This is a genomic window from Curtobacterium sp. MCBD17_019 (genome assembly GCF_003234555.1).
Classification (GTDB): domain Bacteria; phylum Actinomycetota; class Actinomycetes; order Actinomycetales; family Microbacteriaceae; genus Curtobacterium.
Window position 1 is genome coordinate 35,724 of record NZ_QKTT01000001.1, and the last position, 18,623, is coordinate 54,346.

The following is an 18,623-nucleotide window of genomic DNA, read 5'->3' on the forward strand; positions in this document are numbered from 1 at the left end:
TGCGGCCGGCCGGGAGGCGCGGCTTGCGACGCACCCGGGCCTCACGTAGGCTTGTCGCTTGGTCCGTCGCGTCCGCGCGGCGAACTGTTGTTCTGCCCTCCGACCATCGCAGCAGCCGTGGTCGCGCGGATCCGCTCCCTCGGGAACGGACGGGGCGGTGCGCACACCCCCCTCGCTCCTGTCGATCGGTCGACACGAGCGCGTGCGCGCCAGGCAAGTGACCTTGGGTGTGGCCGATCCGGCCGCACGGTAACCATCTCAGGAGGAGACCATGGCAGCAGTCTGCCAGGTGACCGGCGCCGTTCCCGGCTTCGGGCACAACATCTCACACTCGCACCGTCGGACGAAGCGCCGCTTCGACCCGAACGTGCAGAAGAAGACGTACTTCGTGCCGTCGCTCCGGCGCAACGTCACGCTCACCGTCAGCGCGAAGGGCATCAAGGTGATCGACGCCCGCGGCATCGAGTCCGTGGTCAAGGACATCCTGGCCCGTGGGGAGAAGATCTGATGGCCAAGCGCGGTCAGGACATCCGTCCGATCATCAAGCTCCGTTCCACGGCGGGCACCGGGTTCACCTACGTGACCAAGAAGAACCGCCGGAACAACCCCGACCGCCTCGTGCTCAAGAAGTACGACCCGGTCATCCGCAAGCACGTCGACTTCCGCGAGGAGCGCTAAGCATGGCCAAGAAGAGCAAGATCGCCAAGAACGACCAGCGCGCGGTCATCATCGAGCGCTACGCCGAGCGTCGTCTCGAGCTGAAGAAGGCCCTCGTGGACCCGAACGGCACCGACGAGAGCCGCGAGGCCGCCCGCGTCGGCCTGCAGAAGCTCCCGCGCGACGCCTCGCCGGTCCGCTACCGCAACCGCGACGCCATCGACGGTCGCCCCCGCGGCAACATCCGCGAGTTCGGCATCAGCCGTGTCCGCTTCCGCTCCATGGCGCACCGCGGCGAGCTCCCCGGCATCACCAAGTCGTCCTGGTGACGCCGACCCGCTGACACTGCGGGTCACCACGAACGAACGCTCCTCGTCCCTCGGGTCGGGGAGCGTTCGTCGTTCCCTGGGTGATGCGGTCGACCCAGGGTGATGCGGTCGGCCGCGGGTGATGCGATGGACCGGGCGCTCGGTCACACGGGTCACAGCAGCCCCAACAGTCCCGAGGAACCGCGAGAATCCGGGCGAGTTGGCCGGGATGCGCCCGGGTGGCTGGTAGGTTCGCCTACGGTTCCACGGGCCCTCGGCCTCGTGGTCACCCCGCTCGGGTGCGGCATGCGCCCGGTCTGTACCGCTGAGAGTCCGAGGAGGACATCCATGGCTGACAAGTCCCTCAACCGCACCGAGCTCGTCGCCGCGATCGCGACCGAGTCGGGCCAGAGCCAGGCCGCCGTCAACGGCGTCGTCGACGCGCTCTTCTCCGTCGTGTCGAAGTCGCTCAGCGAGGGCGCCAAGATCTCGATCCCCGGGTGGATCGCGTTCGAGAAGACCCACCGCGCCGCCCGCACGGGCCGCAACCCCCAGACGGGCGAGGCGCTCGAGATCGCCGCGAGCGACAGCGTCAAGGTGAGCGCGGGCAGCAAGCTCAAGGCCGCCGTCAAGTAACGACGGCGAATTGACGACGGGGACGGCGCGTTGCGCCGTCCCCGTCGTCGTTCCCGGCCTGTCGTGCGTTCCACGACCGCGATCCACAGTCGGTCGGGGTCGCCGGGGCATCGCCGTAGGCTGGACGGGTGACTCGTCTCGCCCGGATCGCCGCGCCCGCGGTGCTGCTCCTCGTGGCGTTCGTGTCCGTGCTCGTGGCACTCGTCATCGGTGGTGCGGCGGACGCCCCGCTCGTGTCGGATCCCGGTGCCGCCGTCCGGTTCGGTCTGCCGATCGCCAAGACCGTGGTGGACCTGGCGGCCGCCGCGACCATCGGCGGCCTCGGGCTCGCCACCGTCGCGCTGTCCCGCACGGCACCGGAGTGGAACCGAGCACTCGACGTCGCCGCCGCCTCCGCCGGCGTGTGGACGGTCGCCGCCGCGGTCACCACGTTCTTCTCGTTCCTCAGCGTCGTGGACGTCCCGGTCACGCTCGACCAGCAGTTCGGCCAGTCCCTCAGCGTGTTCCTGACCGGCACGGATCTCGGGTTGGCGTGGATCGTCACGGTCCTCGTCGCCGCCGTGGTCACGGTCCTCTGCTTCGCGGTCCGCTCCCGCGGGCTCGTGGCCCTCGTCGCCGGCGTCGCGATGGTCGGCCTGGTCCCGATGGCCGAGCAGGGGCACGCCGCGGGCACGGCCAGCCACGACGCAGCCGTCACGGCACTCGGACTGCACCTCGTCGGCGCGGCGCTCTGGGTCGGCGGGCTGCTCTCCCTGGCGCTCCTCCGCGGCGTCCTCCCCGCCGAGCGGCTGCCGCTCGTCACCGCGCGGTACTCGAGCATCGCGCTCGGGTGCTTCGTGCTCGTGGCCGCCTCGGGGTACGCCTCCGCATCGATCCGCGTCGGGAGCTGGGGGGCGTTGCTCACCCCGTACGGCGTCCTCGTGCTCGTCAAGACCGCGGCGCTCCTGGGCATCGGGGTGCTCGGCGCACTGCAGCGTCGTCGGACCGTCGTCGCGCTCGCGGCCGACCCCGCCCGACGGCGCCCCTTCTGGACGCTCGTGGTCGCCGAGCTCGCGGTGATGGGCGTCGCGTCGGGCTTCGCGGCGGCGCTCGCCCGCACTGCGCCCCCGGTCGACCAGGTCGCCCTCAGCACGACCAGCGACCCCACGCCCGCCGAACTGCTCACCGACGATCGTCTGCCCGCCGCGCCCGGTGGGTGGACGTGGCTCACCGGCGGCTCGCTCGACCTGTTCTGGGTCATGGCCGTCGTGCTGCTCGCCGCGGTGTACGCGGCCGGGGTCATCCGCCTCCGGCGTCAGGGTCGGCGGTGGCCGGTGCTGCGGACCGTGTCGGCGATCGCGACGGTGCTCGTGCTGCTCGCCGCGACGAACGGGGCGCTGCACCGGTACGACCGGTTCCTCGTGTCGTCGGCGCTCGCCGAGCACGTCCTCCTCGGGCTCCTCGTGCCGGTGCTCGCCTGGGGTGCCGGTCCGGTCCTCCTGATCCGGGCCGCGGTGCACCCGCGGCAGGACGGCAGCACCGGCGTCCGCGAGTGGACCGGGATCCTCGTCGACAACGTGGTCGTCCGCTACCTGGCGCAGCCGTTCCCCGCGGCCGTGCTCCTCGGCGCGCTCTGGTGGGCGTACGTCGACACCGACGTCCTGAGGTGGGCGGCCGACGACGGCATCACCCGCACGGTGACCGACGTCGTGTTCCTCGCGGTGGGGCTCGTCGCCGTGCCGACGCTCCTGACGCCCGTGGCGGTCGGGGCTCGACGCCCGAGCACCGGCGCGGCACTGGTCCGGATCGGCAGCGGGGCGCTCGTCGCGGCGTCGATGGTGGTGCTCGGCTCGGTGCTCCGAGGCCCGCTCGGCCTGGTCCAGGCGTCCTGGTTCGGCGCGATGGGCCGGACGTGGGGCCCCGATCCCGTGGTCGACCAGGCGCGGGGCGGACTCGTGCTCGTCGTGGCCGGCATCGCCTTCCTCGTGCTCGTCGTCGTGGTGGTCCTCGTGCGGTCCCGACGCTCCTCGTCCGAGGGTGAGCCGACCGCCCGGTCCACGGGTCCGACGGCCCGGGTCGACGCGGGTGTGACGACAGCGGTGGCCCGGTCATGAGTCCCGAGCTGACGCCGGAGCAGCGGGCGGTCTTCGAGTACATCGAATCCACCCGTGACCACGTCTTCATCACCGGCCGGGCGGGCACCGGCAAGTCGACCCTCCTGCACCACCTGTCGTGGAACACCGCCAAGCAGGTGGTCATCTGCGCGCCCACGGGTGTCGCGGCGCTCAACGTCGGCGGTCAGACGATCCACTCGCTGTTCCGGCTGCCGATCGGGCTCATCGCGGACGCCGACCTCGAGCAGAACAGCGAGGTCCGCAAGCTGCTCAACACGATCGACACCGTCGTCATCGACGAGATCTCGATGGTCAACGCAGACCTGCTCGACGCCATCGACCGCTCCCTCCGCAAGGCACGCCAGCGCTCCCGCGAGCCCTTCGGCGGCGTGCAGGTCGTCATGTTCGGAGACCCCTACCAGTTGCCACCGGTGCCGGGGGACGCCGACGAGCGGGCGTACTTCGCCGACCACTACCGGTCGATGTGGTTCTTCGACGCCAAGGTGTGGCTCGAGACCGAGCTGCACATCGTCGAGCTGGCCCGCATCCACCGGCAGCGTGACGACGCGTTCGCGGCGATGCTCACGGCCGTGCGCCACGGGCGGGTCACGGCGGACGTCGCGAACGCGCTCAACACCGCGGGAGCGCGACCGGCTCCGGACGGCGTGATCACCCTCGCGACCCGGAACGACACCGTCGCGCGGATCAACAAGACCGCGCTCGACCGACTACCCGGCCGCGTGAAGACCGCCAAGGCCGAGGTGAGCGGGGACTTCGGCGGCCGGAACCACCCCGCCGACGAGGCGCTCGAGCTGAAGCCCGGCGCACACGTCATGTTCCTGCGGAACGACGCCGACCAGCGGTGGGTGAACGGGACGATCGGCGTCGTCACGAAGATCCGCGACACCGTCTGGGTCGAGGTCGACGACGAGGAGTTCGAGGTCCAGCCGAGCGTGTGGGAGAAGGTCAAGTACTCGTACTCGGCGGCGACGAAGGAGCTCAAGAAGGACGTCGTCGGCGAGTTCCAGCAGTTCCCGCTCCGCCTCGCCTGGGCCGTCACGATCCACAAGTCGCAGGGCAAGACGTACGACCGTGCCGTCGTCGACCTCGGGAACCGGGTGTTCAGCGCGGGGCAGGCGTACGTCGCGCTGAGCCGGATCACCTCGCTCGACGGGCTCTACATGACACGGGACCTCCGGCCCCGCGACATCATCGTCGACAACGACGTGCGGCGGTTCATGTCCGAGGCGCCGCGGATCGTCGCGACCGCGTTGCCGGCGCCGCCCCGGTGAGCTCGCGCGTCCGCGGACGCGGTGGCTGCGCGACGACGCGGAGACCGGGCGAATGACGGGGGAGCCGGGGAGTGCCTCCCATGCGGCGCGCCGCGCGGACAGGACGACGCCCCCGGGATGTCCCGGGGGCGTCGTCGGTGCCGTGGAGCGGGAGCGCTCAGGCGCCGGCGCGGTTGAGGCCGCGGATCGCCCGCAAGTTCTGCTTGTCCGCACCGATCGCGGTGAGCACGAGGATCGCGCCGACGATGACGTGGAACACGTTGTCGGTGGTGTTCGCCGCCAGGACGTTCGCGCTCGTGTTCATGAACACGAACCCGTAGACGCCGATCACGAGGACGATGACGCCGACGAGCAGGTTCATGCCCCGCGCCGACGGGAGCGTCCCCATGCCGGCGATGAGGAGGGCGGCCGCGAGCGCCGTCCAGATGAACGCCAGGGCGGGGTTCACGAGGAACGCGCCCCAGAGGTAGCCGCCTTCGTTGCCGAGGAAGTGGTGACCGCCGTTGCCCGCGAAGAAGAAGCCGAGGACGCCCCAGATGGCGAACATCGAGCCCGCCGTCATGGCGAGCGCCCGGTTCGGTGAGGACGCGAAGCTCGGCTGGACGATGGACATCTCGTTCTCCTCTCCTCGGACGTCGTGGTCGTCCTCGGGATCGTGGGTCAGTGCCGCCCAGATGCGCGCCGAGCGCGACGGTCGATGGTCGCTCTCAGCCTCCGGCGGGCGGGGAAACGGTATCGTGTCCCGCCCCGACCGGCCCAATCGGAGCGCCGCCACGATGCGGATGCCCACGCCGACGACCACCGCCCCGATCAAGAGGAGTCCCGTGACCTTCACGCCCGACCGCACCGGCGAGGTGTCACGTCGGGGACGGTGGTTCCTGCTCGCTGCCGTGGGTTTCGTGGTCGTGCCTCTCGTCTACGCGGCCGCCGTGCTGACCCCGATCGGTCAGCGCCTCGAGGACGCTGCGTTGAGCGGGGTCCGTGACACGGACCTGTTCGGGTCCGACACCGCGCTCAACGTCATCTCGGTCCCGGTGATCCTGCTGCTCGTCGTCGTGATCGTCGCCGTCGGTCTGGGCCGACGGCGGCTCGGCGTGGGCATCGGAGCCGGGGTCGTGGTGCTCGCGTCCGCGGGGACGTCGACCTTGCTCAAGCGTATCGCCGCGCGCCCTGAGATCGCCGGGTCGACGACCCCGAACTCGTTCCCGTCGGGTCACGCCACGATCGCGCTCGCGGCGTCGTTCGCGGTGCTCATGGTGACCCCCCGGCGGTTCCGGCCCGTGGTGCTGCTCGTCGGCGCCGCCTACGCGGTGATCGTGGCGAACCAGACCGTCGTCTACGGCTGGCACCGCATGAGCGACATCGTCGGCGCGTGTGGGGTCGCGCTCTTCTGGCTCGGGATCGTCCGGGCGGTCGGACCGCGGGTCGACCTCGGCCTGCGGGGCGACCGCGACGCTCCGCGGGGGCCGCGCGTCCTCGTCACCGGAGCGCTCCTGGCGGCCCTCGGCATCGCCGTGCTCATCGGCGCCGTCGCCGCGGTCGTGTTCGTGGTGAGCGACGCGGCGGACGGTCCGTCCCTGCTGGTCGCGGGTCGGATGGCGGCGTCGGGGAGCGTCGTGCTCACGATGCTCGCGGTGTGGCTCGCCGACGGCATGCACCACGCCGGTGGGGGTGGTCGGCGCTGACGAGCGGTCTGGCCGGAGTGCGTGAGGCGGTCGCCGCGGTTCAGCGCTGCGAGACGGGCGAGATGACGAGCTCGTCGACGCGGACGTGTCCGGGAGCGTCGAGGACGAACTGCACGGCTGCGGCGACGTCCTCGGGGGTGAGCATCACCGCGCGGGCGTCGGCGTCCGGCACGACCGGACGCATCGCCAGGAAGTCCGAGTCGACGTCTCCCGGGCACAGGTGGCAGGCCCGGACGCCGTGCTCGGCCTCCTGGTCGTTCAACGTCCGGACGACGGATCCCAGGGCGGTCTTGCTCGCGCTGTAGGCCACGCCGGCCCCGGGCGAGAACTGCCATCCCGAGTACGACGACACCACGACCACGACGCCGGCCGCCCGCCGCAGCTCCGGCAGCGCGAGGTCGACCGCCGCCACCACCGCCGTGAGGTTCGTGTCGACGATCTGTGTGAAGCGGGCGAGGTCCTGGTCTGCCCATCGTCGGGCTGGGTCGTTGAGACCGGCGGCGAGGACGAGACCGTCGATGCGGCCCAGACGATCGACGAGCTCGGCGTGGGCGGCGGCCAGGGCCCGCCGGTCCGTCACGTCGACCGGCAGGGCGATCGCGTCCCCACCGTCGGACCGGACCTCGGCCACCACCGCGTCCAGGGCCTCCCGGCGACGGCCGCTCACCGCGACGCGCCACCCTGCGGCCGCAGCCATCCGCGCCGCCGCGCGCCCCATCCCGGTCCCGCCGCCCGTGATCCACAGCACCCGTGCGTCATCGCTCATCGTCCGTCCTCCTGTCGTCAGTATGCTCGGCGGCACGACGCGGACGGGTGGAGGCAGCGAGGATGCTGATCGAGTTCAACGACCAGGTGGTCGTGGTGAGCGGTGCGGGCCGGGGGATCGGACGCACCATCGCGGAGCGGTTCCTCGCCGAGGGTGCGACGGTGTTCGCGCTCGACCTGGCGTTCGGTGCGGCGGGCGACGGAGCTGCTCCGACGCCGGCCGACCGGTTCGTCGAGCTCGTGTGCGACGTCAGCGATCCGGCCTCGGTCCGCTCCGCGGTCGCGACGATCGTCGAGCGCGCCGGACGGATCGACGTGCTCGTGAACAACGCCGGCATCAACGTCGAGGGCACCATCGACACGCTCGACCCCGACCGCTGGCGGCGGTGCTTCGACGTCAACGTGGGCGGGGTGTTCCTGATGAGCCAAGCGGTGATCCCGACCATGCGGGCGCAGCGGTCCGGACGCATCGTCAACGCGGCGTCGTTCGCGGCGATCGTGCCGAGCGTCGGGAGCGCCGCCTACGCGGCCTCGAAGGCGGCGGTCGTGCAGTTCACGCGGGTCCTGGCGGGTGAACTCGGGCCGTGGGGCGTCACGGTGAACGCCTACGCCCCGGGCATGGTGCCGACGGCGATGAACGGCTTCGCCGACATGGACCACGCGGCGCAGGCGCGACTGCTCGACACGCTGTCGCTCCGCCGCTGGGAGACCGCCGACGACGTGGCCGACGTGGTCTGCTTCCTCGCGAGTCGAGCTGCCGGGTACGTCACCGGCGCGCTCATCGACGTGAGCGGCGGCAAGTTCGCGACACAGATCCCGGCGAAGGCCTACGAGATCGCGGCGCTGCCGGACTGACGCGCTCCCTGCCCGGGCGACGGCGCTGTCCCGCTCCGCGCGGTGGGCTCGCTCCGGGTCAGGGGCAGTGCAGCGTCGACGAGGCCCGCTGCCCTTCGCGGCGTTCGACACGGTGCTGTGAGAGGGGCGCGCCGCAGAGCGGGCACGCGCGGTCCACCGTGCGGTCGTCGGGGCCCTCGGGACGCCCGGCGCCGATCTGCGACGGCCCCATCTTCTCGATGAGCGTCGTGTTCCAGCGCGTGTACCAGCGTCCGAATCGACCCGCCATCGCTCCTCCAGTTCGTTCGTACCCTAATGATCAGTGTACGACGCTGTCCTGCCTCCTGACCACAAGCGACGGGTCAGGAGGCGTCGTCGACGACCGACAGGAGGGCCGTCAGGTCGTCCTTCAGGGCCTCCAGACGGGCGACCGGCCACCCGAGCCGCTCGGCGACGGCGAGCGGCACCGCCCGCGCCCGCTCGCGCAGGGCGCGACCCGCGGTCGTCAACGACACCTGCAGCTGGCGCTCGTCGCTCGGGCTGCGGTCGCGACGGACATATCCGGATGCCTCGAGCCGCTTGAGGAGGGGGCTGAGCGTCGCCGAGTCGAGGTGCAGCTCGCGCGCGATCGCCCGGACCGACCTGGGGGAGTCCTCCCACAGCGCGAGCATCACGAGGTACTGCGGATGCGTGAGACCCATCGGCTCGAGGAGCGGCCGGTACAGCCCGATCACGGCCCGGGACGTCGCCGCGAGCGCGAAGCAGAGCTGACGGTCGAGGGCGAGCGGGTCCACGGTCTCCGGCGCAGCGGTCATGGCTCGATCCTACGTTCGTGCCCTCATGGTTCGTGCCCTGCCGCCCTCGAACTGGGGCGCGCTGCGACGTTGTCGGGCGTCCGGCCGACACCTACGCTCGGAGGAGTACCCGCTGCACCCGGACGGACCGGACCCCGCCCGTGCCCGGTCCGAGCGGTGTATCCCTCCCGGTCCCTGCTCCTGTCGACGCGCTACCCGTCCCGTCGAGCGGACGCAGTGGACCGGGACCCCGAAGGCGTCGTGTTCCACGCGTGTCGCCGCCTCCACCATGCCGGTGCCAGCGATGCGGACGCAACGCGGAACGTGCGGTCGACACGGGTCCTGTGGAGCGAGTGACGGGAATCGAACCCGCGCTACCAGCTTGGGAAGCTGGAGTTCTACCATTGAACTACACTCGCGTCGCCCGGAGGCTCGAACCAGCTTAGCGGATGCGCGCGGCACCCGCGCGCACGAGGTGGGCGGGACCTCCCGGTCGATCACCGCACGTCGGCACGCGGAGCGGAGCGCCCGTTCCAGCCGGGAGGCCCGGGCCGGCTCCGGCACGTCCCTCCAGGATCCCTGGGAGCGGCCGTGCTCCACGGACACGCCGAGCGTCCGTGTGTACCGTCCACGGTGCCGAGCAATTCCCTGCGCTCGGTGCCCATCGGCCCGTGAGCAGCACTCGGGAGGCGAAGCGGATGGTCAGACACCCACTCATCGACGACGTCGTCGGACCGGCGATCGTGGTCGAGTCGAGTGCCCCGGTGGTCTGGCTCACCGACGCCCTCGCGTCGTTGCTCGCCCGAGCCGCGACGAGCGAACGCCTCGTCGTGCTCCGGACCGAGGCCGACGCCGCGATCACACCCGCGCTCCGGCACGCCCTCGGTGCCCACGGTGCGGCATGGGCCGTCACGGACCGCGACGGCTCCCTGCGCGACGGCCGCACCGGGGTCCGTGCGACCTCCATCGACGACTTCGTGCTCCGCGGCCCGGAACTGTCCGGGACACCGTCGCCCGAGCACCCGGTCGCCCCGCACGCCGTCCCGCAGGTGAGCATCGACCTGACGCTCCGACACCACCCCGACCGCGAGATCAACGTCGGCGGTGCGCTCGAGGCGCTGTGTGGCGCCGCGGACAGCTGCCCGGAGCGATGGGGAACCGCCGAGCCGCTCACCGTGCCGTGGGACCGCTGGGTCGTCACCCAGTACGCCAAGCACCGCGCCCCGGACGTCAGCACCTCGTACGCGATCGGGGACGGCATGGCGGCCACCATGACCGCGCACATGACGAACGGCTTCGTGGTCGAGACGCTCTCGGCCATGGTCACCGAGCCGGACGGCGGAGTGGACGCCGTGCTCGACGCCGTCCGCGAGGTCGCGAACGACGTCGTCCCGGTGTTCGGCGTCGTCATGCGGCGCCACGGCGATGCTGACCACATGGTCCGCGCGGTGTCGTACGGCGAGCCCGAGCCCGCCGCGGTCGTCGTCGGCCCCGAGGCGACGGCGTTCCTCGACCGCAGCGGCCACTGGCCTCCCGCCGACACCCGCATCGAGACCTTCGGGTCGGACGACCACGAGGGTCTCCTCGTCCGGTTCGACTCCGGCTGGGACGCGCTCGAGGCGTTCCTCGACCGCATGGACGAGGACCGCTTCCTGACGCTCGTGGGCGGTGGCCCGCTCGAGCCCGCGCAGGCCGAGGGTGCCCTCGACGAGCACGATGCACGGACGCTCGGGGGCGCCGGTGCCCCGTGACGTCACCCTGCTCTCCCGCAAGCCCGTCGACCTGCGGGAGGTGGCGGAAGCGATCGTCGCGCACGCGGACGGTTGGGGCGTGCGCGCCCTCGACGACGGCTCCGTGCTCCAGGTCTGCCGTGACGCCGATCACCCCGTGATCAGCGTCCTCGGTGTGCACCGGGTCGACGCCGCGAGCGAGGTGGAGCGCATCCTGCCCGACGCGCCCCCGCTGCCCGTACCGCTGTGGTGGGTCGACGCCGTTGCGCCCTACGGGCCGGACGGGGAGGCCGGGGTCGCCGCCGCCGAGGAGGCCGCCCGAGCGCTCGACGCGGTCTGCATCGTCCACGGGAGCTGACGGCCCCCGGCCGCCGGGTCCCCCGCTCGGCGCAGCGGAAGGCGGCCGGGGTGCTACCGCTGGTCCCCAGCGCCGGGAGCCCGACGGCCGTTCATCGCCGCGAGCCGCTCGTTGTACGCGTTGAGTTCGGCGTCGCCGTCACGGTCCGCCTGCCGGTCGAGGCGCTTGGCGGTGCGCTCGTCCGACTGGATCCAGCCCCGGACGACGAGCAGCGCGACGAGCACCATCGGGATCTCCGAGGCGCCCCAGGCGATCCCCCCGCCGGTGTGCTGGTCGGCGAGGAGCGCGGCGTCGTTCGTCTGCCCGAGCGCGTGGTACCAGTCGAGCGCGTACACGTCCGAGCTCGTCATAACCGCGACCCCGAAGAAGGCGTGGAAGGCGAGCGTGGCCAGCAGCGCGATGATGAGGATGGGGTACGGCGGACGCTTCGGCCCCGGGTCGACCCCGATGAAGACCCAGAAGAACAGGTACCCGCTCAGGATGAAGTGCACGACCATCACGACGTGCCACTCGTGGGACTGCATGGCGTACTGGAACGCGGGCGTGAAGTAGAAGACGATGAGCGAGCCCGCGAAGAGGGTTCCCGCCACGGCGGGCTGCCCGAGGAAGTGCATGTAGCGGGAGTGCACGAACAGCATGAGCCACTCGCGCGAGCCCCGGCTGCCGTCGTTCCGCACGGGCAGGGTCCGCAGCGCCAGGAGCACGGGGCCGCCGAGCACGAGCGGCAGCGGCACGAACATCATGAGACCCATGTGCTGGATCATGTGGCTCGAGAAGTGGATCATCCCGTAGACCGCGGGCCCACCGCTCGTGAACCAGATGAACAGGACGCATCCGAGCAGCCACGCCACCGTCCGGTGGACGGGCCACTTGTCGCCGCGGCGACGGAGCTTGCGGACCGCGAGCAGGTACCAGACGCCCATCGTCACCGCGACGGCGAGCCACGCCCAGTCGATCTGCCACTGGGTCAGGAACGTGTGCAGGGTCTGCGCGGGCGGGTACGGGAACCCGATCAGGCCGCTCCGCGCGTCGTCGCCCACCACCGGCGTCTGCGGCACCGGCGGCTGGCTCCGCGACAGACCGACCGAGACGCCCATGGCGATCGCCATGAACACGATCTCGGCCAGGGCGAACCGCACGAACAGGCGCCGGTCGGACGGGTCCCGCAGGAGGCCCGGCACCAGTCGGCGACGCTGCACCACGCCCGCGATCCCGAGCAGGACGAGGATCGTCGCCTTGATCGTGATCAGCCAGCCGTAGGGCGTGGTCACGAGGTCGCCGGGGCCGGTGATCCGGAGCGACGCGTTGATGATCCCCGAGAACGCGACGGCACCGAAGCACCAGCCCGCGAGCGTCGAGTAGCGGGCGACGACCCGGCCCGTCGCGCCCTTCGTGCCCGTGCGCAGGAGCACCACCGCGACCAGACCGCCGACCCAGACGCACACGCCGACCAGGTGGATCGCGAGCGAGTTGACCGCGTTCGCGTGCTGCAACGACCCCGCCGAGTGCCCGGAGAGCGCGAGCGGCAGCAAGGCGAACAGTGCGAAGCACGTGGCGACGGCGAGCGTCGTGACGCGGGTGGCGAACGCGGCGATCGCCGTGGCGATGAGGACCGCCGCCGCCGAGACCACGAGGGACTCGCCGATCTCGACCTGGAACGCGAACACCAGGAAGTTCCGCGCGTACACGGGGCTCGTCAACGGCACGCTGAGGGTGGTCGCGGCCGTGAGGAGCACCCCGACGACCGCGGCGAGGAACCAGACGGACCCGGACACGGCGGCCCACCGTGCGGCGCGGTGCTGGATCCGCGACATCTGCTTCGGGTCCTTGCGCTGGGCCGGCAGCGCGAACGCGGCGACGATGAGCAGCCCGACGGTGAGCGCGGCCATGCCGTCGTGCACGGCGCGGGCGATCGGCAGGCTGACGGCGACGAAGTTCCCGGCGTCGACCAGTGACCGGTCGCCCGTCAGCGCCCCCGTGAACGCCATCGACCCGACCGCACAGGCCACCGCGAGCGGCACCGCGATGGCGAGGACCGTCGCGACGGTGGACGCGCGGGCCGGGGCGGGCTCGGTGTCCGGTGCTGGGCCTCCCGGCAGTGCGCCGTCGGTGTCGGAACCGGCGCTGCGCGAGGGGTCGACGCGGTCGTCGGCAGCGGTGGGGGCGCCCTCGGCGGGGGAGGAGGTGACGGTCATGCCTGGTCTCGACGGCCTGTTCTCATCAGCGGATGCGCGGCGGGGCCGGGAGGGCCGGGGTGCGCGGACGGTCAATCGTACGTCCGCCTCCCGACACGCCCGCTGAGTCTCCACAGGCCGGGCGCTGCGGCCCCACTCAGTGCACGACGGTCGCGGGCGGAGGCGGCTGGCACCGTCCGGACCGCGCGCAATACGATCGACCCGTGCTGCTCTCCGACCGCGACATCACCGCTCAGCTCGACGCCGGACGGATCGGCCTCGACCCGTACGACCCGTCGCTCGTGCAGCCCTCGAGCATCGACGTCCGGCTCGACAAGTTCTTCCGGCTCTTCGACAACCACAAGTACCCGCACATCGACCCGTCGGTCGACCAGCCCGACCTGACGCGGCTCGTCGAGACCACCGGGGACGACCCCTTCGTCCTGCACCCGGGCGAGTTCGTGCTCGGGTCGACGTTCGAGGTCGTGACGCTGCCCGACGACATCGCGGCGCGACTCGAGGGGAAGAGCTCGCTCGGACGCCTCGGGCTGCTGACGCACTCGACCGCGGGGTTCATCGATCCCGGGTTCTCCGGGCACGTCACGCTCGAGCTGAGCAACGTCGCGACGCTGCCGATCATGCTGTGGCCGGGGATGAAGATCGGGCAGCTCTGCTTCTTCCAGCTCTCCAGCCCGGCGGAGAAGCCCTACGGCTCGGCCGAGTACCAGTCGCGGTACCAGGGGCAGCGGGGTCCGACGGCGTCCCGCTCGGCGCTCAACTTCCACCGGACGGACGTGTCGGGGGAGCGGTAGCGCGCCGGCTCCTCGCCCCCCGCCGCTCCCGCAGACGCGCGGGTCGTGCCCACCGCCGGGAGGCCCATCCCGGCCCGGAACGACGAGGACCCCGCCCGCGACTGGGTCGCGGACGGGGTCCTGTGTGCGTCGGTGACGCGGCGGGTCAGCCCTGCTTGGCGAGCTGCTCGAGCGTCGGGTTGTTCTTGTACGCCTGGACCGCGTTCTCCTTGGTCACGAGGACCGGGGTGAGCTCGATCGCGGGCACCGTCTTGACGCCGTTGTTGTTGTTGGCCTTGTCGAGGACCGTCTTGGGCTTCTTGCCCTGGCTGAGGGTCTTCACCAGGTCGACGGCCGTGTTGGCCTCGAGCGTCGTGTCCTTGTAGATCGTCGAGTACTGCGTGCCGTTCATGATGAGCGGGATCGACGCGGTCTCCGAGTCCTGGCCCGTGACGATCGGGTTCGGCATACCGGCGGCCTTGGTGGCCGTCAGGATCGCGCGGCCCAGGGTGTCGTTCGGCGACAGGACGCCGTCGAGCTTGGTGCCGCCCGAGTAGTAGTGCGTGATCAGGTTCGTCATGCGCGACTGGGCGTTCTGGGCGAGCCAGCCGTCCGTCTCGACGTTCTGGAACTTGGTCTGACCCGACACGACCTTGAGCGTGCCGTCCTTGATCTTCGGGGTGAGGACGCTCATCGCACCGTTGTAGAACACCGTCGCGTTGGCGTCGGTGGACGCACCGGCGAAGATCTCGACGTTGTACGGGCCGTTGCCCTTGCTCTTCTTCAGGCCGTCGAGCAGGGCGTGCGCCTGCAGCTGACCGACCTTGTAGTTGTTGAACGCGACGTAGTAGTCGACGTTCTTCGTGTTGAGCAGGTTGCGGTCCCACGCGATGACGGTCGCGCCGGAGGTCTTGGCGGCCTTGACCTGCGAGCCGAGCTGCGAGCCGTCCTGCGCGCCGATGATGATCGCCTTGTCGCCCTTGGTGACCATGCCGGAGACCTGGCTCTGCTGGTCGGACACGGTGTTCGTGGCGGCGGCGTACTGGATGTCGGCCTTGAAGCCGGCGGCCACGATCGCCTTCTTGAAGGCGGCGCCCGCGAGCACCCAGTTCTGCGACGTCTTGGCGGGGAGCGCGACGCCGATGGTGTCGCCCTTCTTGATGTCCGCACCGCTCGCGCTCGAGCCACCGCGGGCCGAGCAACCGGTGAGGGCGAGACCGGCGACGAGCACGACGCTCGCACCGATCATGAACTTCTTGCGCATGTGATTGCTTTCTCTTCGTTGAGGTAGGGGAGGGACGGTGCCGACCCTCCCGGGTCGTGTCGACGGCGGAGGCCGTCGTCGGGTGCCGGCGGCGGTGGTGACCGCCGCCGGCGGGTTCAGGGGATGGATGGGGTCAGTGGGAGAGGACCTTGTCCGGCTGGTCCTGGATCGACTGCGGCTGCTGGTCCGCGATGGTCGTCTCCTGAGTCTCCTGCCGCCGGAACTGGCGCATCATGCCGCCGATGAGCGACGGACGGCCCTGCGACTTCGAGTAGACGTCGAAGGCGACGGCCACCAGGAGCACGAGACCGCGGATGATCTGCGTCATGTTGGACTCGATGCCGAGCAGCGACAGGCCGTTCGTCAGGAGGGCCATGACCAGACCACCGACGATGGAGCCGGAGACGGTACCGATACCACCGGAGACCGCGGCACCACCGACGAACACGGCGGCGATGGCGTCGAGCTCCCAGCCGGTGCCGTCGTTCGGGCCCGAGGCGTTCGAGTAGGCGGTGAACACCATGCCGGCGACGGCCGCGAGGAGCGACATGTTCGCCATGACGAAGAAGTTCACCTTGCGGGCGCTCACGCCGGACAGGACCGCGGCGTTCGCGTTGCCACCGACGGCGTAGACCTGACGACCGAAGATCGTGTTGCGGGTCACGAAGCCGTAGATGATGACCAGCACGCCGAGGATGATCGCGACGACCGGGACCGAGGTGCCGACGTTGCCGGACGCGAACAGGTAGGTCGCGAACAGGGTCACGGCCACGAGCACGCCGGTCCGGACGAACGACACCCACACCGGGGGGACCTCGGCCTGCATCTTCTTGCGACGCTGGCGACCGCGGACCTCCATGTAGATGAGCGCGAGCGCGGTCACGATGCCGAGGATCAGGGTGCCGTTGCTGAAGCCGAAGTCCGGGCCGAAGTCCGGGATGAAGCCGGCGCCGATGGTCTGGAAGTCGTTCGGCACGGGGACCGACGTCGAGTTGCCGATGATCTGGTTCGCGCCACGGAAGATCAGCTGACCGGCGAGTGTCACGATGAACGCCGGGACGCGGACGAACGCGACCCAGAAGCCCTGCCACGCGCCGACCGCCGCACCCACGGCGAGACCGAGGATGATCGCGAGCCACCACGGGAAGTGCCAGACCGCCATGGACTGCGCCACGATGATGCCGACGAACGCCGCGACCGACCCGACGGACAGGTCGATGTGACCGGCGATGATCACCATGACCATGCCGAGCGCCAGGATCAGGATGTACGAGTACTGGAGGAAGACGTTGATGATGTTCGTCGGGTCCAGCGTGAGCCCGTGGGTGAAGATCTCGAAGATGATCACGATCGCGACGAGCGCGATGATCATGCCGTACTGGCCGACGCTGTTGCCCTTGCCGAAGAGCAGTCTGAGGTTGTTCATTTCGTGAGTGCGCCCTTCCGCGCGGAGGTCATGCTTCGCATGAGGGTTTCGGGGTCCGCCTCACCGGCGGGGAGGTCGTTGGTGATCGCACCCTCGAAGATCGTGTAGATGCGGTCCGAGAGGCCGAGGAGCTCCGGGAGCTCCGAGGAGATGAGGATGATGCCCTTCCCCTCGGCCGCGAGCTGCTGGATGATCCCGTAGATCTCGAACTTCGCGCCGACGTCGATGCCGCGGGTGGGCTCGTCGAGGATGAGCAGGTCGGGGTCGGTGAACATCCACTTCGACAGGACGACCTTCTGCTGGTTCCCACCGGAGAGCTTGCCGACGCCCTCCTCGACCGTGGGCACCTTGGTGCGGAGCATCTTGCGGTACTTCTCGGCGACGTCGTACTCCTCGAGGGAGTCGACGACGCCGCCCTTCGAGATCTTCTTGAGGTCGGCCGCGACGGTCGAGCGCTTGACCGTGTCGAGGAGGTTGAGCCCGAGCGCCTTGCGGTCCTCGGACACGTAGCCGATTCCGTTGTCGATCGCCTGCTGGACGTTGTTGACCTTGATCTCGCGGCCGTCCTTGATGATCTGGCCGCTGACGAAGGTGCCGTACGAGTGGCCGAAGATGCTCATCGCCAGCTCGGTGCGTCCCGCACCCATGAGGCCTGCGAAGCCGACGATCTCGCCGCGGCGCACGTGGAAGTTCGAGCCCTTGCAGACGAGGCGCGTGGGGTCGACCGGGTGCTGGACCGTCCAGTCGCGGACCTCGAAGAAGACGTCGCCGATCTTCGGGGTGCGGTCCGGGAACCGGCTCTCGAGCGAGCGGCCGACCATCCCGCGGATGATGCGGTCCTCGTTGACGCCGTCCGCCTGGACGTCGAGCGTCTCGATGGACTTGCCGTCACGGATGATCGTGATGCTGTCCGCGATCTGCTCGATCTCGTTGAGCTTGTGGCTGATGATGATCGAGCTGACGCCGCGGGACTTGAGGCCGACGATGAGGTCGAGCAGGTGCTGCGAGTCGTTCTCGTTCAGGGCCGCCGTCGGCTCGTCGAGGATGAGGAGCTTGACGTTCTTGTGCAGCGCCTTGGCGATCTCGACGAGCTGCTGCTTGCCGACACCGAGGTTCTTGATCTGCGTGTCCGGGTTGTCGTCGAGGCCGACGCGGGCCAGGAGCTCCTCGGCGCGGAGCTGCGCCGCGGTCCAGTCGATGACGCCGAAGCGGCTCGGCTCGCTGCCGAGGAACAGGTTCTCGGTGATCGACAGCTCCGGGATGAGCGCGAGCTCCTGGTGGATGATGACGATGCCGGCCTGCTCGGACTGCTTGATGTTCGCGAACCGGACCTCCTCGCCTTCGTAGACGATGTCGCCGGTGTAGGTCCCGTAGGGGTACACGCCGGACAGGACCTTCATCAGGGTCGACTTGCCCGCGCCGTTCTCGCCGCAGATCGCGTGGATCTCGCCGGCGCGCACGGTCAGGCTGACCTCGGAGAGGGCCTTGACGCCGGGGAACTCCTTGGTGATGGACCGCATCTCGAGGATCGTCTCGTTCGCGGTGATCGACCGGGTCTCGGTGCCGGTTTCGAACTGGCCGGAGCCGGTTCCGATCGGGTGTGACGCCACAGTGCATCTCCTTCTGCCGAGGTGTCGGCAGTCCTTCTGGTGATCGCGCCAGCGGAGGCCACAGCAGCACTGTGTCGGACTCCGTTGTCGCGTCCGGGTCGTCCGCCATGTGAACGGTCACATCGAGCGGAACGGGGGCAATATTACGCACAGGTTCCGGGCGGCTGTCAATTCCCCGGGGTCGCGGTTTGGTAACGCGGTCCGGA

Annotated in this window: 19 protein-coding genes and 1 tRNA gene; 11 read left to right on the forward strand and 9 right to left on the reverse strand. The window is 70.5% G+C overall.

What is annotated here, in order from left to right; genetic code table 11:
- The first annotated feature begins 271 nt into the window (after positions 1-271).
- The 6 genes from rpmB (at position 272) to DEI82_RS00185 (ending at position 4,986) form a co-directional block, all read left to right on the forward strand.
- Complete coding sequence (rpmB, locus tag DEI82_RS00160) at positions 272-508, forward strand: 50S ribosomal protein L28 (protein WP_111009717.1); 237 nt, start codon at positions 272-274, stop codon at positions 506-508.
- Positions 508-678: a 50S ribosomal protein L33 gene (rpmG, locus tag DEI82_RS00165; RefSeq protein WP_110823153.1), complete on the forward strand. Its 171-nt coding sequence runs from the start codon at positions 508-510 to the stop codon at positions 676-678. The genes rpmB and rpmG overlap by 1 nt, the downstream gene beginning before the upstream one ends.
- 2 nt (positions 679-680) lie before the next feature.
- Positions 681-986: a 30S ribosomal protein S14 gene (rpsN, locus tag DEI82_RS00170; protein WP_111009716.1), complete on the forward strand. Its 306-nt coding sequence runs from the start codon at positions 681-683 to the stop codon at positions 984-986.
- Between the two features lie 327 nt (positions 987-1,313).
- Positions 1,314-1,601, forward strand: a complete 288-nt coding sequence (locus tag DEI82_RS00175; protein WP_111009715.1) for an HU family DNA-binding protein — start codon at positions 1,314-1,316, stop codon at positions 1,599-1,601.
- A 128-nt stretch (positions 1,602-1,729) separates the two neighbouring features.
- Positions 1,730-3,694, forward strand: a complete 1,965-nt coding sequence (locus DEI82_RS00180) for a cytochrome c oxidase assembly protein (protein ID WP_111035420.1) — start codon at positions 1,730-1,732, stop codon at positions 3,692-3,694.
- Positions 3,691-4,986: an ATP-dependent RecD-like DNA helicase gene (locus DEI82_RS00185; protein WP_111009713.1), complete on the forward strand. Its 1,296-nt coding sequence runs from the start codon at positions 3,691-3,693 to the stop codon at positions 4,984-4,986. Before DEI82_RS00180 ends, DEI82_RS00185 begins: the two co-directional genes overlap by 4 nt.
- 157 nt (positions 4,987-5,143) lie before the next feature.
- Here the strand turns inward: DEI82_RS00185 and DEI82_RS00190 are convergent, their stop codons facing one another.
- Positions 5,144-5,599: a DUF4383 domain-containing protein gene (locus DEI82_RS00190; protein ID WP_111012409.1), complete on the reverse strand. Its 456-nt coding sequence runs from the start codon at positions 5,597-5,599 to the stop codon at positions 5,144-5,146.
- A gap of 211 nt (positions 5,600-5,810) precedes the next feature.
- Between DEI82_RS00190 and DEI82_RS00195 the strand changes: the two genes are divergently transcribed.
- On the forward strand, positions 5,811-6,671 hold the full coding sequence (locus DEI82_RS00195) for a phosphatase PAP2 family protein (RefSeq protein ID WP_181435041.1): 861 nt from the start codon (positions 5,811-5,813) through the stop codon (positions 6,669-6,671).
- A 40-nt stretch (positions 6,672-6,711) separates the two neighbouring features.
- On the opposite strand, the gene DEI82_RS00200 is transcribed toward DEI82_RS00195, so the two are convergent.
- Entirely contained in the window at positions 6,712-7,437 is a 726-nt protein-coding gene (locus DEI82_RS00200; RefSeq protein WP_111035421.1) for an SDR family oxidoreductase, read from the reverse strand.
- A gap of 62 nt (positions 7,438-7,499) precedes the next feature.
- Between DEI82_RS00200 and DEI82_RS00205 the strand changes: the two genes are divergently transcribed.
- Complete coding sequence (locus DEI82_RS00205; protein WP_111012215.1) at positions 7,500-8,291, forward strand: SDR family NAD(P)-dependent oxidoreductase; 792 nt, start codon at positions 7,500-7,502, stop codon at positions 8,289-8,291.
- Between the two features lie 58 nt (positions 8,292-8,349).
- Here the strand turns inward: DEI82_RS00205 and DEI82_RS00210 are convergent, their stop codons facing one another.
- From DEI82_RS00210 to DEI82_RS00220, 3 genes are all read right to left on the reverse strand, one after another.
- Entirely contained in the window at positions 8,350-8,559 is a 210-nt protein-coding gene (locus tag DEI82_RS00210; protein ID WP_111012216.1) for a hypothetical protein, read from the reverse strand.
- A 73-nt stretch (positions 8,560-8,632) separates the two neighbouring features.
- Entirely contained in the window at positions 8,633-9,085 is a 453-nt protein-coding gene (locus DEI82_RS00215) for a MarR family winged helix-turn-helix transcriptional regulator (protein WP_111009707.1), read from the reverse strand.
- Between the two features lie 324 nt (positions 9,086-9,409).
- Positions 9,410-9,483 (reverse strand) — tRNA-Gly (locus tag DEI82_RS00220).
- A 279-nt stretch (positions 9,484-9,762) separates the two neighbouring features.
- Between DEI82_RS00220 and DEI82_RS00225 the strand changes: the two genes are divergently transcribed.
- Positions 9,763-10,815, forward strand: coding sequence for a DUF6177 family protein (locus DEI82_RS00225; RefSeq protein WP_111035422.1), 1,053 nt, complete (start codon positions 9,763-9,765; stop codon positions 10,813-10,815).
- The gene (locus DEI82_RS00230) at positions 10,805-11,152 is read left to right on the forward strand and encodes a hypothetical protein (RefSeq protein WP_146242778.1); all 348 of its coding nucleotides are present in this window, start codon (positions 10,805-10,807) and stop codon (positions 11,150-11,152) included. Before DEI82_RS00225 ends, DEI82_RS00230 begins: the two co-directional genes overlap by 11 nt.
- 53 nt (positions 11,153-11,205) lie before the next feature.
- Here DEI82_RS00230 and DEI82_RS00235 read toward each other — a convergent pair whose 3' ends face one another.
- Positions 11,206-13,347: a cytochrome c oxidase assembly protein gene (locus DEI82_RS00235; RefSeq protein ID WP_111035423.1), complete on the reverse strand. Its 2,142-nt coding sequence runs from the start codon at positions 13,345-13,347 to the stop codon at positions 11,206-11,208.
- A gap of 203 nt (positions 13,348-13,550) precedes the next feature.
- Here DEI82_RS00235 and dcd point away from each other — a divergent pair, with 203 nt between their 5' ends.
- Entirely contained in the window at positions 13,551-14,138 is a 588-nt protein-coding gene (dcd, locus tag DEI82_RS00240) for a dCTP deaminase (protein WP_111009702.1), read from the forward strand.
- Positions 14,139-14,283: 145 nt separating this feature from the next.
- Here dcd and DEI82_RS00245 read toward each other — a convergent pair whose 3' ends face one another.
- From DEI82_RS00245 to mmsA, 3 genes are all read right to left on the reverse strand, one after another.
- Complete coding sequence (locus tag DEI82_RS00245; protein ID WP_111009701.1) at positions 14,284-15,381, reverse strand: sugar-binding protein; 1,098 nt, start codon at positions 15,379-15,381, stop codon at positions 14,284-14,286.
- 133 nt (positions 15,382-15,514) lie between these two features.
- Positions 15,515-16,807, reverse strand: coding sequence for a multiple monosaccharide ABC transporter permease (gene mmsB, locus DEI82_RS00250; RefSeq protein ID WP_111012238.1), 1,293 nt, complete (start codon positions 16,805-16,807; stop codon positions 15,515-15,517).
- Positions 16,804-18,327: a multiple monosaccharide ABC transporter ATP-binding protein gene (mmsA, locus tag DEI82_RS00255; RefSeq protein WP_111012411.1), complete on the reverse strand. Its 1,524-nt coding sequence runs from the start codon at positions 18,325-18,327 to the stop codon at positions 16,804-16,806. The genes mmsB and mmsA overlap by 4 nt, the downstream gene beginning before the upstream one ends.
- Between the last annotated feature and the right edge of the window lie 296 nt (positions 18,328-18,623).

Excerpts from the sequence above, each read along its gene's own strand:
- DEI82_RS00245 (WP_111009701.1), bottom strand. The coding sequence starts at position 15,381 with ATGCGCAAGAAGTTCATGATCGGTGCGAGCGTCGTGCTCGTCGCCGGT.
- rpmG (WP_110823153.1), top strand. The coding sequence starts at position 508 with ATGGCCAAGCGCGGTCAGGACATCCGTCCGATCATCAAGCTCCGTTCC.
- mmsA (WP_111012411.1), bottom strand. The coding sequence starts at position 18,327 with ATGCGGTCCATCACCAAGGAGTTCCCCGGCGTCAAGGCCCTCTCCGAG.
- DEI82_RS00225 (WP_111035422.1), top strand. The coding sequence starts at position 9,763 with ATGGTCAGACACCCACTCATCGACGACGTCGTCGGACCGGCGATCGTG.
- DEI82_RS00200 (WP_111035421.1), bottom strand. The coding sequence starts at position 7,437 with ATGAGCGATGACGCACGGGTGCTGTGGATCACGGGCGGCGGGACCGGG.
- DEI82_RS00175 (WP_111009715.1), top strand. The coding sequence starts at position 1,314 with ATGGCTGACAAGTCCCTCAACCGCACCGAGCTCGTCGCCGCGATCGCG.
- DEI82_RS00185 (WP_111009713.1), top strand. The coding sequence starts at position 3,691 with ATGAGTCCCGAGCTGACGCCGGAGCAGCGGGCGGTCTTCGAGTACATC.
- DEI82_RS00210 (WP_111012216.1), bottom strand. The coding sequence starts at position 8,559 with ATGGCGGGTCGATTCGGACGCTGGTACACGCGCTGGAACACGACGCTC.
- rpsN (WP_111009716.1), top strand. The coding sequence starts at position 681 with ATGGCCAAGAAGAGCAAGATCGCCAAGAACGACCAGCGCGCGGTCATC.
- rpmB (WP_111009717.1), top strand. The coding sequence starts at position 272 with ATGGCAGCAGTCTGCCAGGTGACCGGCGCCGTTCCCGGCTTCGGGCAC.
- DEI82_RS00215 (WP_111009707.1), bottom strand. The coding sequence starts at position 9,085 with ATGACCGCTGCGCCGGAGACCGTGGACCCGCTCGCCCTCGACCGTCAG.
- DEI82_RS00235 (WP_111035423.1), bottom strand. The coding sequence starts at position 13,347 with ATGACCGTCACCTCCTCCCCCGCCGAGGGCGCCCCCACCGCTGCCGAC.
- DEI82_RS00190 (WP_111012409.1), bottom strand. The coding sequence starts at position 5,599 with ATGTCCATCGTCCAGCCGAGCTTCGCGTCCTCACCGAACCGGGCGCTC.
- DEI82_RS00205 (WP_111012215.1), top strand. The coding sequence starts at position 7,500 with ATGCTGATCGAGTTCAACGACCAGGTGGTCGTGGTGAGCGGTGCGGGC.
- mmsB (WP_111012238.1), bottom strand. The coding sequence starts at position 16,807 with ATGAACAACCTCAGACTGCTCTTCGGCAAGGGCAACAGCGTCGGCCAG.